Origin of the sequence: Arthrobacter woluwensis (assembly GCF_900105345.1) — a bacterium.
Classification (GTDB): Bacteria; Actinomycetota; Actinomycetes; order Actinomycetales; family Micrococcaceae; genus Arthrobacter_E; species Arthrobacter_E woluwensis.
Map to the genome: position 1 here is coordinate 99,148 of NZ_FNSN01000004.1, position 14,536 is coordinate 113,683.

The window sequence follows — 14,536 nt, forward strand, 5'->3', positions numbered from 1 at the left end:
GGTCGAATCACGCTTTTCGATCGTTTTTGTGATTAAGGTCACGTAGACCGGTACATGTGCGGGGCGTCACCGGCCGTCGATTTGGAAGCCGCCAGAAGTTCCCGTAAAGTTTATGAAGGTTCAACCGGGAGTCGCTTCCGGAATGACGCCAAGCGCCCATAGCTCAGCTGGATAGAGCGTCTGTCTACGGAACAGAAGGTCAGGGGTTCGAATCCCTTTGGGCGCACCGAGAAGATGAATGCAGAAAGCCCCGGTCCACGGACCGGGGCTTTTGTGTTCCCGGATGCACGCCCGCCGCTCCCCCGGATCCCGGCCTTTCCGGGACCGCGCTCCCCGCCGTCGTGCATCCTGAAGAGTTTTCGGGTAAAGTATCTCGAGGTTCGAACGGGAAACATCCCGGGAGAAACATGCGCCCATAGCTCAGCTGGATAGAGCGTCTGTCTACGGAACAGAAGGTCAGGGGTTCGAATCCCTTTGGGCGCACAGAGAAGATGCGAAAGCCCCGGTCCACGGACCGGGGCTTTCTCGTACCCGCCTCACTCCTCCCGGACGGCGCCGGCACCCCGGACTGCGCTGCCGTCCCGCCCAGCGCTGCTGTCCCGGAATGCCCCTGCGAGCGGCAGGATCGCCAGGACCAGCACGAGGGGCAGCGCGAAGCCGAGGCGCAGCGAGTCCGCCCCCACCAGTCCCGTCAGCACGGATCCCAGCAGCGCCCCCACATAGTTGAACTGGTTGAACCGTGCGATCACGGAATCCACCCGGGCACGGCGCACCGGGTCGTCGGCGCCACCGGACCCCGCCTGGCCGAGCGCCGCGATCGAGCCCGCCACGGAGAAGGACAGCGGCGCGATGATGCCTGCCCCGAAGCCGAGGACGGCGAAGCCCAGCACCGCGATCGCCGCATTCGGGGCCAGGACCACGACGGCGAGCGCGGCGGCCGAGAGCACGGCTGCGGCCCTCAGGAGCCGCACCGCCCCGAACCGTCCCACGGCCCAGTCACCCGCGAGCCGCGCCAGGAGTGAGGCCACGAGATACGGCAGGGTCGCCACGGCCACATTGCCCAGGCCCGTGCCGAAAAGGTCGTGCAGATAGGCGGGACCCCAGGTGGAGGCGGCGGTGTCCACCATGTAGAAGAGCACGAGGACCAGCCCCACCAGCATCAGCCGCTTCCACGGGATGCTCACCTGAACGCCTTCGGACCCCGCCTCCGCTCCTCGGTCCCGGCGCAGGAACGGCAGCGCAGTCGCCACCACCGCGACCACCCCGAAGGGGGTCACGGACGCCGCCAGCGCGGCTTCCCCGAAGGCGAGTGCCGCGAGCGTCGCGACGATCCCGCCCGCGGTCCACGCCGCATGGAAGCCGGGCAGCAGGGTGCGGCGCAGGCGGTGCTCGAGCGCCACGCCCTGCATGTTCATCGAGGCATCCACCGTGCCCAGACCGACCCCGTACACGGCCAGGAACAGGCAGAACAGCAACAGGTCGGGCGCCAGACCGACCTCGATCGCGCCGGCGCCGATCAGCCCGAGGCCCACCCGGAGCGCCTGGGCGGAGTCGAGCCGCCGCGCGATCTGCCCGGCGAGCACCGAGCCGGCGCCCGCCAGCACCACCATGCCCAGGAGCACCAGGGACAGGGTCGCCGCATCCAGGCCGAACAGCCCCTGGATCTGCGGCAAGTGGGTGGTCATGGTGATGAAGAGGAATCCCTGCAGGAAGAAGGCGGCGGCGGTCGCTACCCGCTGTGTGGTCATCCCACCGGATCGCACGACGGCGGCTGGCTGGCTCATGTCCTTCTCCTTGGGATGTCGGAGCTCGGGTTTCGGCGTCGCATGTCAGAAGCCGTCTCAGGCGCCGAAGATGCGGCGGACGTGGTCATTGGCGAACAGTCCGGCCGGATCGAGTTCCCGGCGGACCCGCTGGAAGTCGTCCCAGCGGGGATACAGTTCTGCGAGCTGCGCGGCGGAGAGGCTGTGACGCTTCCCCCAGTGAGGCCGTCCGCCGTAGGAGAGGGCCACGGTCTGCACGGCCGTGAAGAACTCCTGCCACGGCATGCCGCTGTACATGTGCGCCGCGATGTAGCAGCTCTCCCGGTCGTAGGCCGGGCTGAGGAGGGAGTCCCGGTCCCCCGCGACGAAGCGGACCTCGAAGGGGAAGTTCACGTCCAGGCCCCGGGCCGTCACCAGCCGCCGCATCTCCGTGAGCGCTTCGACGCATGCCTCGCGGGGCAGAGCCCATTCGGTCTCCGTGAACCGGACGCTCCTCTTGCTGACCAGCACCTCGTGGCTGACGCCCGTCCGCGAGGTCGGTGTGACCAGGTCCGTCGCCAGCCGGTTGAGCCGGGGAATCAGGCCGGGGCGGGCACGGCCCAGGCGGCAGACCAGGTCCAGAGCCGTGTTCTCGAGCAGCTCTCCCTCGAGATAGGAGCGCAGCCGTCCCGGGGCGGGGCCGTCGTTCTCCGGGACGGGATCCGTGACGCGGTTGGTCCGCTTGGCCAGCACGGTGGAGCTGTGGGGAAAAGTGAAGAATTCGAAGTGGTCGTTGCCATTCACGTGCTCGTCGAGTCTCCCGAGCGTCTCCTCCAGGGAGGCCGGCTCCTGCACACCGTGCAGCGCGAAGGCAGGCACCACCCGCAGGGTGTACGCCGTGACGACCCCGAGCGCCCCCACCGAGACCCGCGCGGCGGACAGGACGTCCGGCCCGGCGGTCGACGCCTGCAGCACCTCACCGTCCGCCGTCACGAGTTCGACGTCCTCCACGAACGTCGCCAGATTGCCGAGGCTCCGGCCCGTGCCATGCGTGGCGGTCGAGATCGCCCCCGCGACCGACTGGCTGTCGATGTCACCCAGATTCGCCAGCGCCATGCCGTGCCCGTCGAGCAGACGGTTAAGATCGCGCAGCCTGGTCCCGGCCGCGACACGGACGGTCCCCGCCTCACGGTCGACGCCGAGAAGACCGCTCAGCCGGTCGAGGGACAGGAGGTCCCCGGAGGTGAGGACGTTGTCGCCGAAGGAGTGTCCGGCGCCGACCACGCGGATCCCTCTCCCCTGCCGGGCCGCCTCACGCACCGACTCCTGGACAGCCTCCACCGAAGCGGGCTGGACGAGGTTCGCCGGGGTGCAGGCCTGATCTCCGACCCAGTTCTTCCACATGGCCTCCATGCTCACGCCGATGTGACCTGGAGCACAAACACTGGATCAGGGTGAATTCACAACCACCGGATGCTCAATGCTGCGGACGAGACCCTGTTCGGCGTCACGCACGTCCTGCGCCGCCTGCACGAACAGGGAGACGACCTCGCTCGGGGCGTCCTCGCGCCAGGCGAGCGCGACCTCCGAACCGGGGTGCGGTTCCACCGGGACGTACACGAGCCCCGGGCGCACCAGATACCTCGCCATCGCGGCTCCGGTGAGCGCGGTCGCCACCCCGCTGGCCACCAGTTCCGCCTCCTCCGTCGGTGACGAGGTCTCCACGATGCGCGGCGGATGCCCCTCCGTCCGGAAAGCGGACAGGGACCAGAACCCGCGCCACGCGGCGTCGTGCCCTCCGCCGACCGTGAGCGGCTCGTCCAGCAGTTCGGTCGGCGAGATCATGCTCCGGCCCGCCAGCCGGTGGCTCGAGCCGAGGCAGGCGACGACGGGTTCCACGAAGAGCGGCAGCCGCTGCACCCCGGCCAGGGAGAGCGGCGGCCGGAGGATCGCGAGGTCGCTGCTGCCGTCGGCCAGGCCGCAGCTGGGGTCGCTGAGGGCCGCCTCCTGAAGGCGGAGCTCCACATCCGGATGGCGCCGCGCGAACTCCGCCAGGATCGGCCGCGTCAGTTCCAGTGCCGCACCCACCACGAAGCCGAGCCGGAGGACCCGCTGACCGGCGCGGCTCGCCAGCCGGACGCGCCGGAGCCCGTCATCCCAGGCGTCCAGCACTCCCCTGGCCACCTCCAGGAAGTGTTCACCGTCCTCGGTCAGCTCGACCCGACGAGTGGTCCGGTTCAGAAGGGTGACCCCCAGCTCGGCTTCGAGCTCCCGGATCTGTTTCGAGAGCGCCTGCTGAGCGACGAACAGCCGCGCTGCGGCCCGGCTGAAGTGCAGCTCCTCGGCCACGGCCACGAAGTAGCGTAGGCGGCGCGTGTTGACGTCCATCACCTCCTCATTCTGGGAGGGCGTCTGTCGATTGACAACACCTCGATGTGAGTCAGGCCCACCCGGGTGTTTCCCCTCGAGGTGTGCGACGTGTCACAGTCGGGGTATGTCCGCCAGCACCCTTTCCTTCAGCCTCGCCCCGGACGGCTCCACGGCGGGGCGGAACGGTTTCACCGGCGCGGGTGGCTTCGCCGCGCTGGACCGCGCCACCGCACACCTCGAGGCTCCGTTCGCGGTCCTCAGCCTGCCCGCGCTCCGCCGGAACGCCGCAGACCTGCTGCGGCGGGCTCAGGGCAAGCCCATCCGGGTGGCCAGCAAGTCGATCCGCAGCCGCGCGGTACTGCGGGCCGTGCTGGAGATTCCCGGCTTCCGCGGCATCCTGGCCTACGCCCTCCCGGAGGCGCTCTGGCTGGCCGAGGAGTTCGACGACGTCGTGGTCGCCTATCCGACCGCCGACCGCGCCGCCCTGGCCGCCCTCGCCCACTCGCCCACCGCTCGCGAGCGCGTCACGCTGATGGTGGACTCCGCCGATCAGCTGGATCTCCTGGCCCCGTTCGCCGGGCCGGACGCACCGCTCCGACTGTGCCTGGACCTCGACGCGTCGCTGCGCCTGGCGGGTGGCCGCGCGCATCTGGGCATGCGGCGCTCGCCCGTCCACACCCCCGAGGATGCCGCCGCCGTGGCCGCCGAGATCGTCCGGCGACAGGGGTTCCGGCTCGTGGGGATCATGTCCTATGAAGGACAGATCGCCGGGCTCGGGGATGACACCGGTTCCGCTCTGCACCGCGCCCAGATCCGCGCGCTGCACGCCCTGTCCGGGAGGGAACTCGCCGCGCGCCGCGCCGAGGCCGTGGACGCCGTGCACCGGGAACTGCCCGCCGGCTCGCCCCTCGAATTCGTCAACGGGGGCGGCACCGGAAGCTTCGAGACCACCGGAGCGGAAGCCGCGGTCACCGAACTCGCGGCCGGATCCGGGCTCTACGCCCCCGCGCTCTTCGACGGCTACCGCGCTTTCCACCCGGAACCCGCCGCCTTCTTCGCCCTGCCCGTAGTCCGCAAACCCGCACCGGGGTTCGCCACGGTGCTCGGCGGCGGCTGGGTGGCGTCCGGCCCGTCGGGACCCGACCGGCTGCCCCGCCCCGTCTGGCCGACGGGACTGAAGCTCCTGAGCACGGAAGGCGCGGGCGAGGTCCAGACCCCGGTGCACGGGCCCGCCGCGGACAGCCTGTCCCTCGGCGACCGGGTCTGGTTCCGGCATGCCAAGGCCGGCGAACTCTGTGAACACGTCGACACCCTGCACGTGGTGGACGGCGACCGGCTGGTGGCGTCCGTCCCCAGTTACCGCGGCGAAGGAAAGGCATTCCTCGGATGAGCACGTTCGATTCCCTCAACCCGGCCACCGGCGCCGTCGTGGCCACCTTCCCCGTGGACGACGACGGCGCGGTGGCGGCCGCCGTCGACCGCGCGCGGGAGGCCGCGGCCTGGTGGGACGGGCTGGGCTTCGACGGCCGGCTCCGCCGCCTGCTGGCGTTCAAGCACGCCGTCGTGGCGGGGCTGGACGAGCTCGCGCGTCTCATGCGGGAGGAGACCGGGAAGCCGGTGGACGATTCCCGGCTGGAGGTGATGGCCGCCGTCGAGCACATCGACTGGGCGGCGAGGAACGCGCAGCGGGTGCTCCGCAAGCGCTCGGTGCGGCCAGGGGTCCTGGGCGCGAACCTGGCAGCGAGCGTCGAGTACCAGCCGCTGGGCGTGGTGGGTGTGATCGGCCCGTGGAACTATCCGGTGTTCACGCCGATGGGGTCGATCGCCTATGCCCTCGCGGCGGGCAACGCCGTGGTGTTCAAGCCGAGTGAGTACAGCACCGCGGTGGGCTCGTGGCTCGTCGAGGCCTTCCACCGCGCCGTGCCGGAGCTGCCGGTCCTTCAGCTCGTGACCGGACTCGGCGCCACGGGTTCGGCGCTCTGTCGCTCCGGCGTCTCCAAGCTCGCCTTCACCGGGTCCACCGCCACGGGCAAGAAGGTCATGGCGGCCTGCGCGGAGACTCTCACCCCCGTGGTCATCGAGGCGGGCGGCAAGGATGCCGCGATCATCGCCGCCGACGCCGACGTCCGCGCCGCGGCCCAGGACGTGGCCTTCGGCGCGTGGGGCAACGCCGGGCAGACCTGCATCGGCATGGAGCGTGCGTACGTGGAGGCTCCCGTGTACGACGAGTTCGTCGCGGAGCTCCGCAGGATCGCGGGCACCGTGACGGCGGGGCCGGGCGACGCGGACCGCATCGGGCCGCTGACGATGCCCAGCCAGCCCAGCACCGTCCTGCGGCACATCCAGGCCGCCCTCGCAGACGGTGGGCGGGCCGTGGCCGGCGGAGAGGAGTCGGTGGCGCCGCCGTTCGTGAAACCGGTCATCCTGCTCGACGTTCCGGAGGACAGCGAGGCCGTGCGCGAGGAGACGTTCGGCCCGACGCTCACGGTGACCCGCGTCGGGTCCGTGGCCGAGGCCGTGGAGAAGAGCAACGCGGGCGTGTACGGCCTGGGCAGCGCGGTCTACAGCAGGGACCTCGGGAAGGCAGGGGCGATCGCACGCAGGGTGCGGGCCGGCATGACGTCCATCAACAGCGTCATGTCGTTCGCCCTGGTCCCGGCCCTGCCTTTCGGTGGGACCGGGGATTCCGGGTTCGGCCGGATCCACGGGGCCGACGGGCTGCGGGAGTTCGCCCGTCCGCACAGCGTGGCCCGGCAGCGTTTCCCGCTCCCGGTGCCGGTCCTCTCGTTCCGGCGCGAGGCCTGGCAGGTACGGCTCATGGGGCGTCTGGTGACGCTGGTGCACGGCCGCCGTCGGTGATCCGCACAGGGGTTCGGTGCCCGCGAAGAACTATTTGAACTGACCAGTCAGTTTAGATACTCTGGTGTCAGACGTTCTTCACGAAAGGCACCTCCCCCATGCTCGACGCCCGTGCGCTCCAGGTGAACGGCCGCAGGACCGACCTCCTGCCCGCCACCTCACTGCGTGTCTCCCCCGGCGAACTGCTCCTGGTCCGCGGCGAGAACCAGGATGACCGCACCGCCCTCGCCCTGACCCTCACCGGACGCATGAAGCCGTCCTCGGGTCACCTGTCCTGGAACGGCAGCACCCGGCTCAAAGCCGTCCGCAAGGCCTCCGCCCTCGTGGACTCCCCCGGCATCAACGAGCCCGAACAGCACCTCTCCGTCTGCGACCTGGTCACCGAGGACCTCGCGCTGATCCCCCGCCGTTACCGTGGCGCCCTGCTCGCCAAGCCCTGGCTCAAGCTCAACTCCTTCGAGGACGTGGAAAAGCTCTGGGTCGACGAACTTCCGGCGGAACGCCGCGTGAGCCTCCTGACCCAGCTGGCCCTCGCCGATCCCGCCGTCGACCTGCTCGTGCTCGACTCCCCCGACCGGCACAGCGCCGACCCCACCGTCTGGCTGGAGCGCTGCGAACAGCTCGCGTTCGACGCCGGGCGGCCGCTCGCCGTCGTCGCGGTCGTGGCGACCCTGCCGGACGGCTGGGAAGGCCCCAGCGCGGTGATCGGCAACTCCGTTCCGCATGCGGAGCTGCCGCCGGGAGCCGAAGAGGAGGCGGAGGAGGCCCTGGCCGCCGGCGCCGCGCAGGTCGGCGATGCCGCGTCGAGTGAGTCGAGTGAGACGCCGGATGCTGACAAAAACAGTGCGGATGAGAACGTGGAGGAAGCGAAGTGACCGTTCTACGCCTGGCCCGCTCCGAGCTCAAGCGCATGACCAGTGGTGTGCTGCCCAAGCTCACCATCGTCGCCCTGTCCCTCGTCCCCCTGCTGTACGGGGCCATCTACCTCTATGCGAACTGGGATCCGTACAACAACCTGAGCGGCATCAAGGCCGCCCTGGTGGTCGAGGACACCGGCGCCACCCCGTCCAAGCCCGACGGCACCAAGGGTGAGGAACTGAAGGCCGGCGCGAAGGTGGCCGACTCCCTCGTGGACGCGCACCTCTTCGACTGGCAGCGCGTTCCCACCTCGCAGGAGGCCGATGAGGGCGTGCGGACGGGCAAGTACGCCTTCGCCCTGAAGATCCCGAAGGACTTCTCCAAGAACCTCGTGTCCCCGTCGACGTTCGACTCGGCGCACCAGGCCATGCTCAACGTCACCACGAACGACGCCAACAACTACCTGCTCAGCACGATCGTGGACAAGCTCACCACCGCCGTGCACGCGAGCGTCGCCCAGGAGGTCGGCGAGCAGACGGCCGATCAGCTCCTGTCCGGCTTCGGCGTCATCCACCAGAACATGGTGAAGGCGGCCGACGGCGCCAAGACGCTGTCCAACGGGCTCGCCCAGCTCCAGACCGGCACGGCTGATCTCCACAAAGGCACCACCGACCTCAGCTCCGGCGCCAGCCAGCTGGTCGACGGTCAGGGCCAGCTCGTGGCCGGCGCGAACAAGCTCTCCGACGGCGCGAACCAGTTGAGCAGCGGGCTGTCCCAGCTCAGCCAGGGCGCCGCGCCCCTGCCGTCCAGCACCAAGCAGCTCGCCGACGGCGCGGCCCAGGTGGCCGCCGGCAACGCGCAGCTCAACGCCAAGGTGCAGGGCGCGGTGAAGGACCTCCAGACCGTCGAGACCCAGGCCGACGCGGACGTGAAGACCACGGTCAGCAAGCTCGTGAAGGACCAGTTCATCACCCAGGAACAGGCGGACAAGATCCTCGCGGACCTGAAGACCGTCCAGGGCTCGAGCCCGGTCCAGGAGGCCAAGGCGAAGATCAACGGCGCCGCGGCGGACATCCAGAAGCTCTCCGATGGCGCCGCGGCGGTGTCCGCGGGCGCCAAGAAACTCTCCGATTCCGCGCCCACCCTGGTCAACGGCATCAACCAGGCCAACTCGGGCGCTTACCAGCTGGCCGACGGGGCGAAGACCCTCGCGGCGGGCGAGCAGAGCGCCTACCAGGGCGCCACCAAGCTCAACTCGGGCGCCACGCAGCTCAACGCCGGCGCGGCCAAGCTGCAGGACGGCGCCAAGACCGCCGCGAGCGGCGGCAAGGAACTGGCCACCAAGCTCGCGGAGGGCTCGGGCCAGATCCCCAACCCGAACGCGACCCAGCGGGAGAGCGTCTCCAAGGTGATGTCCGATCCGGTGGCCGTCGACAAGCTCGCGCAGACCAAGGCGACCACCTACGGCGCCGGCCTGGCCCCGTTCTTCCTCAGCCTCTCGCTGTGGATCGGCGCCTTCATGCTGGTGCAGGCCATGCGCCCGCTCACCCAGCGAGCCCTGGCGTCCAACGCGCCATCGTGGAAGATCGGCATCGCCGGCTGGCTGCCCTTCTTCGTGGTCTCCGCGGTGCAGACGGCCCTGCTGTGGGCCGTGGTCACGCTGGGCCTGAAACTCGAATCGGCCAATCCGGCGCTGACCTTCGTCTTCCTGCTGTTCGCGGCGATGGCGTTCACGGCTCTCATCCAGGGCATCTGCGCCCTGCTGGGCACGCCGGGCAAGTTCGTGGTGCTCATCCTGCTGGTGCTCCAGCTGGTCTCCTCGGGCGGCACGTTCCCGTGGCAGACCACCCCGGAGCCGTTCCACGTGGTCCACGACATCCTGCCGCTCGGCTACGTGGTGACCGGCATGCGCCACCTCATCTACGGCGGCGACCTGTCCATGGTGGCCCCCATCATGCTGGGTCTGGTGGGCTACGCGGCGCTCGGCATGGCGATGTCCACGCTCGCGGTCCACAAGCACAAGCTCTGGACCCTGAAGAGCTTCAAGCCGGAGATCTCGGTATGAGTCCCGCCGAGCCGGCCACCCGCCCAGGACTGCCGTCGGCGGTCGGTGACGCCGGCGGACCCGGCCAGGGTCCTGCCGTGGGCGACGACGACGGCGCGGGCCGCCGTCGTCGTCCCCAGCGGACGTCGGCCTCGCGGCAGAAGATCTTCGACGCATCGATGCAGCTCATCGGCGAGCGGGGCGCCGCCGAAGTGACGGTGGACGAGATCGCGGCCGAGGCCGGGGTCTCCAAGGGCACCGTGTACTACAACTTCGGCAGCAAGTCCGAGCTGATCGCGCAGCTGCTCCGGCACGGCGTGGACATCCTCCTGGCCCGTTTCGCAGCGGTGCCTGCTGTCGAGGATCCCGTCGCGGCCATGGAGTCCGTGGTGTCCGAGGCGATCGCGTTCCTGGACGACTACCCGTCCTTCGGGCAGCTCTGGATGAACGAGAACTGGAAGGCGGAGAACGAGTGGCGTGATCTGATGCGGGAACTCCGCTCGGAACTGCTCGACGTGATCTCCCAGGCCCTGGACCGGATCGGCCAGCGGTACGCGGTGAACCAGGACGTGTCGCGGAGCGGCCTGGAGGCGGCGATCTTCGGTGCCTGCTTCATCGTGGGCCTGGACCGCAAGAGCTTCCATCCGGGGCGCTCCCAGGAAGCCAGCGTCGAAGCCATCATGACTTTCGTGAAGGGCTACCTGGCGCGCTGACGCCCGCCCCTCGGTCCCTGGACCCGGGGACCGAGGATACGGACCAGGAAAACTGTCAGAACCCTCTGAAAGAATGTCGCCATGCGGTTGCTCACCACCAAGATCATGCTCGGCGCGGCCCTGGCCTGCGCCGCGCTCCTGATCCAGACGGTCCTGGCCCCAGAGACGCTGGGCCTGGTCCTCCTGTTGGTGTGCGCGTTCATCGGCTTCGTCTGCGCCATCGCGTCCGTCGCCATCCTGCGCCGCAACAAGGTGCTGCTCGCCGCCGGAATCCTGACCACCGTTGCCGTCACGTTCGCCCTGGCGTACGTCCGTCTCTGGGGGCTGGGATTCTCCGAGGGCTACGACCGGATGCACACCACCGGCCCCGGCGCAGGAAGCGATCTGTACTTCTTCCTGAGTCTCGCCGCAGGACTGCCGGCCGCACTCCTGCTGTTCCTGGGCAGCGTCTGGCCCGTGAAGAAGGCTGGTGTCACCGGACGCAAGCGCCCCACCCGCACGGCGGGCAACCGGAGCGCTCGACCGGCGGCCGGCCGGTCCGGGGGAGGCCGCTCGACGGCGAGGACTGCTGTCAGGCCCGCGGCACCTCGAAGGACACCAGGCGCGCGTCCTGACCGTCCAGCTCCGCCCAGGGCTTCACGCTCTCAAGCACGGTGATCCCGCTGGTGGGGTAATGCTCCGCCATGTCCATGTAGGCGGTCTGATCCGAGTCGCGGTCCGCCAGGAGCAGCGCGAGGTCCTGTACCCCCGGCATGTGGCTGATGATCATCAGGCTCGTCACCGTCTCCGGCACGTGGTTGAGGACCGTGAGCATGCGCCGCCCGGTCGCGGCGTAGAGCCCCGATTCGAGCTTCGGTGTCGGGGCCTTCTCCCCCAGCTCTTCGCACACCCAGGTGCAGGTCTGGCGGGTCCGCACCGCGGTGGAGCACAAGATGAAGTCCGGGACGTTCCCCGATTCCCGCAGCCAGGCCCCGGCCGCCGCCGCATCACGATGCCCACGGGGTTCCAGAGGCCGGTCGTGATCCTGGACCCCCAGAGGCCAGTCCGCCTTGGCGTGACGCATGATGATCAGGCGCTTCACGTGATGCTCGCTCATGGGAAAACACTATCCCCGCGGAGGGTTCTCGTTGGACGTGCGGGGTGGGGCGCCGCGGGCATCCTTCGGCGCCTGCGCTTCAGCCCCGCCGACTTTTGCGGACCGGCTCGCCTCAAGCTGTCAGCGGGGCGGGGCTTCTACGCGACAACGGCGCTCTCCGGATACCCCCGGCACCCCACACACAGACCACCCGTCACGGCCGCAGGCCAGGTCACCCACTCGCTCGCACAGAACCGGCCCCACTCACGGGTGATCCCCCACCAAGCCGGACGCACTCCCTCTGACCGGGAACGAGCAGAAGGACGGGGGTCCCCGACAGCGCCGTTGTTGCGTGAAGGCCCCGCTGCCTCAAGCCCGACAGAAGCCGGAAACCTGAAGTGCAGCGGGGCCGGAGCGCAGGCGCGGAGGGGATCCCCGTCCTTCTCACAGAACCGAAAACGTCAGATGGAGTACTCCGGCGCGGCCCAGACGACCACCTCGGGGTGCTCGTAGAAGCGGTAGCCCTGCCCGCGGACCGTGCGGACCGTGTTGGCCAGGCGGCCCAGCTTCGAGCGGAGACGGCGGATGTGCACGTCAATGGTGCGCTCGTTGGGGACTTCCTCGGCGTTGCGCCACAGGTTCTCCAGGAGCTCCTCGCGGTCCACGGTGCGAGTGCCGTTCTCCACGAGGTAGTTCAGGAGCTCGAACTCCTTGAAGGTCAGGTTCAGGGTGTCGCCGTCGAGGTGGACCTCGCGACGCGCCAGGTCGATCAGCACACCACTGGGGCGCTGATCGGGGACGGCGGCCGGGCGGGGCGCCTCGACGCGCTGGCGGTTGGCGACGGTCGGATCGCCGAAGGTGCTGCGCACGACGTCGAGGGCGGAGCCCGGAGCGCTGGCCGGCGCGACGGCGACGGCGGCGTAGCTCTCAGCCCCCTGAACGAGCGACTGAGCGTAGGCGCGGATCTCCTGGGCGAGCTTGGCGATCGACTGCCCGGAGGCGGCTGCCGTCTCCTCATCGATGCCGACGTAGAGGACGAAGCCGCGAGCCACCGTGGGGGTGCCTGCTGCGGGACGGGCCGGTGCGCCATTGGCGCCGCGGGCGATCACCGGGGTGGGTGCGGTCACGGGGTGGCCCTCGACGGCCGGGGCGCCCGGCTGCGGAACCGCACGGAGCTGGCCGTATCCCTGCTGGGGGTAGCCGGGCTGCTGGGCCGGGGCGGGGGCTGCGAACTGGCCGTTGTAGCCGGCCGGGTACTGCTGCGGGGCCGCCACCGGGCGGTTCGCGAATTCGGGGCGGACGGCAGGTGCCTTGTTGGCGTTCCGCAGGGAGATGTGGACGTATCCGGATGCAACTGACATGTTGTTTCAAACCTCTGAGAGTGAATTTGCCGTCATCGCGGCTCGAATGTTGAGTCCCCGCAATGAATCAGGAAAGTGCCCTTCATTGGGCGGGGTGAGGACGGTTGCCTGAGCTGAGGGGTGGAGGTCAGGCGCACATTCGACAACAGCCAACCATCCGGCCAGCGGGTGCGCTGGAGAGGGTCGCTGCGGCTGCAGATGCTGTTGAGTTGGTATTCACATCTCCGAGTGTGCAACGTAACAAACACAACTGGCAAGTAACAAAGCTGTGGACCGTCCACATGGCGAGACAAATGTGTCCATTGTGACCGATCTCACCATTCTGACAAGAGGCCTCGGGAGATGCGAATCAACCCTTTCACGGTCGATCTCGGCGCGATTGATCGAATTTTATGAACCAGATCAGGCATCCAGCGCATGAAAGTTCAACTGTGAACTGAAACTCATGCCAGATCCGCTTGACCGCATGGTGGACGCTTCAGCATCCACGAGGCCCCTGAGGCGAGATCTGAATCCGGGAAGCGTCGTTACCTAAATGTGACATGAGCGCGTCCGCCACCTAGACTGGTCCGTGGGGCAGAGCGTCCACCGGAAGAACGGGACACCACCAGGGTGTCCGCGTCCGGAGTCCACGGACCCGCCCCTTCCAGAAGCATCGAAGGGTTGAGCATGACCGCGAACCGACCGCGGACCACCGACGGCCGAGCCGCCGTGGAGTCCCGCGCCGTGCGCGCCACCAGGAGCACCCGCGGCGAGAGCTCGACGACCGGAGCACGGGCCGCCACGACGTCCGCTGTGCCGAGCGCCCGCCAGAAGCGATCCGTCCTCAGCCAGCTCCCCAGCATCCTTCCGCGCACCCGCGGCGCCCGGGCCGCCGTCGTCGGCTCCGTTCTGACGCTCGCGCTGGCCGGCGGCCTCGCCACCCAGGCGTCCATCGCCGCGCAGGACACCCGCCCCGCGGCTCCCACGGCGCAGGCGGCCCCCGAGGTCAAGCTCAGCGCCCCCCAATTCCGCAAGGTCAAGAACGTGGGGCAGAAGTTCGACTTCTCCGTGCTGGCCACCCTGTCCTCGGAGAGCGTCTCGGCAGGCGCCGAGGCCAGCAAGTCGGCCCGGGAGGCCGCCAGTCAGGCCTCCGCGCTGAAGCAGGCGGTCGACGCGCTGAAAGAGGAAGCCGCGCCGCCCAAGACGGTCGACGATCCGGCCGCCGCGCAGGCCTTCGCCGCGAGCCAGCTCGGCAAGTACGGCTGGGGTGCGGGCGAGATGCCGTGCCTCGTGACCCTGTGGACGCGGGAATCCGGGTGGAAGACCACCGCGCAGAACGCGGACTCGGGAGCCTACGGCATCGTCCAGGCGCTGCCGGGCACCAAGATGGCCTCCGTGGCGCCCGACTGGCAGACGAACTACAAGACCCAGATCACTTGGGGCCTGAAGTACGTCTCCGAACGCTACGGCTCACCCTGCGGCGCCCTCGGCTTCCACTACGCCAACAACTGGTACTGAGCCGACCGTTGCCG

The 14,536-nt window shown here is 69.4% G+C and carries 12 protein-coding genes and 2 tRNA genes; 9 read left to right on the forward strand and 5 right to left on the reverse strand.

Annotation, left to right across the window (positions count from 1 at the left end):
- Positions 1-152: 152 nt before the first annotated feature.
- Positions 153-226: transfer RNA gene (locus BLV63_RS16065), tRNA-Arg, on the forward strand.
- A gap of 183 nt (positions 227-409) precedes the next feature.
- Positions 410-483, forward strand: a tRNA-Arg gene (locus BLV63_RS16070).
- A 53-nt stretch (positions 484-536) separates the two neighbouring features.
- On the opposite strand, the gene BLV63_RS16075 is transcribed toward BLV63_RS16070, so the two are convergent.
- The 3 genes from BLV63_RS16075 to BLV63_RS16085 are packed head-to-tail and all read right to left on the reverse strand — an operon-like array spanning position 537 to position 4,130.
- A complete protein-coding gene (locus tag BLV63_RS16075) occupies positions 537-1,784 on the reverse strand; it encodes an MFS transporter (RefSeq protein WP_074784638.1) in 1,248 nt (415 codons plus the stop codon).
- Positions 1,785-1,841: 57 nt separating this feature from the next.
- Complete coding sequence (locus BLV63_RS16080) at positions 1,842-3,146, reverse strand: D-arabinono-1,4-lactone oxidase (protein WP_066214910.1); 1,305 nt, start codon at positions 3,144-3,146, stop codon at positions 1,842-1,844.
- A 45-nt stretch (positions 3,147-3,191) separates the two neighbouring features.
- Positions 3,192-4,130, reverse strand: a complete 939-nt coding sequence (locus tag BLV63_RS16085) for a LysR family transcriptional regulator (protein ID WP_066214909.1) — start codon at positions 4,128-4,130, stop codon at positions 3,192-3,194.
- A gap of 106 nt (positions 4,131-4,236) precedes the next feature.
- Between BLV63_RS16085 and BLV63_RS16090 the strand changes: the two genes are divergently transcribed.
- From BLV63_RS16090 to BLV63_RS16115, 6 genes are all read left to right on the forward strand, one after another.
- Positions 4,237-5,502, forward strand: a complete 1,266-nt coding sequence (locus tag BLV63_RS16090; RefSeq protein WP_082724192.1) for an amino acid deaminase/aldolase — start codon at positions 4,237-4,239, stop codon at positions 5,500-5,502.
- Complete coding sequence (locus BLV63_RS16095) at positions 5,499-6,971, forward strand: aldehyde dehydrogenase family protein (RefSeq protein ID WP_066214907.1); 1,473 nt, start codon at positions 5,499-5,501, stop codon at positions 6,969-6,971. The genes BLV63_RS16090 and BLV63_RS16095 overlap by 4 nt, the downstream gene beginning before the upstream one ends.
- Before the next feature lie 98 nt (positions 6,972-7,069).
- Positions 7,070-7,846 carry a heme ABC exporter ATP-binding protein CcmA gene (locus BLV63_RS16100; protein ID WP_074784640.1) on the forward strand — a complete coding sequence of 259 codons (777 nt, stop codon included), beginning with the start codon at positions 7,070-7,072 and terminating at the stop codon, positions 7,844-7,846.
- The gene (locus BLV63_RS16105; protein WP_066214903.1) at positions 7,843-9,894 is read left to right on the forward strand and encodes a YhgE/Pip domain-containing protein; all 2,052 of its coding nucleotides are present in this window, start codon (positions 7,843-7,845) and stop codon (positions 9,892-9,894) included. Before BLV63_RS16100 ends, BLV63_RS16105 begins: the two co-directional genes overlap by 4 nt.
- Positions 9,891-10,586, forward strand: coding sequence for a TetR/AcrR family transcriptional regulator (locus BLV63_RS16110; RefSeq protein WP_082724191.1), 696 nt, complete (start codon positions 9,891-9,893; stop codon positions 10,584-10,586). The genes BLV63_RS16105 and BLV63_RS16110 overlap by 4 nt, the downstream gene beginning before the upstream one ends.
- A gap of 81 nt (positions 10,587-10,667) precedes the next feature.
- Entirely contained in the window at positions 10,668-11,243 is a 576-nt protein-coding gene (locus BLV63_RS16115) for a hypothetical protein (RefSeq protein ID WP_074784642.1), read from the forward strand.
- Here the strand turns inward: BLV63_RS16115 and BLV63_RS16120 are convergent.
- Both BLV63_RS16120 and BLV63_RS16125 read right to left on the reverse strand, forming a co-directional pair.
- Complete coding sequence (locus tag BLV63_RS16120; RefSeq protein ID WP_066214899.1) at positions 11,158-11,682, reverse strand: SixA phosphatase family protein; 525 nt, start codon at positions 11,680-11,682, stop codon at positions 11,158-11,160. The genes BLV63_RS16115 and BLV63_RS16120 overlap by 86 nt on opposite strands.
- 440 nt (positions 11,683-12,122) lie before the next feature.
- Entirely contained in the window at positions 12,123-13,022 is a 900-nt protein-coding gene (locus BLV63_RS16125) for a winged helix family transcriptional regulator (protein ID WP_066214898.1), read from the reverse strand.
- A gap of 669 nt (positions 13,023-13,691) precedes the next feature.
- Here BLV63_RS16125 and BLV63_RS16130 point away from each other — a divergent pair.
- Entirely contained in the window at positions 13,692-14,522 is an 831-nt protein-coding gene (locus tag BLV63_RS16130; RefSeq protein WP_066214896.1) for an aggregation-promoting factor C-terminal-like domain-containing protein, read from the forward strand.
- Positions 14,523-14,536 lie beyond the last annotated feature (14 nt).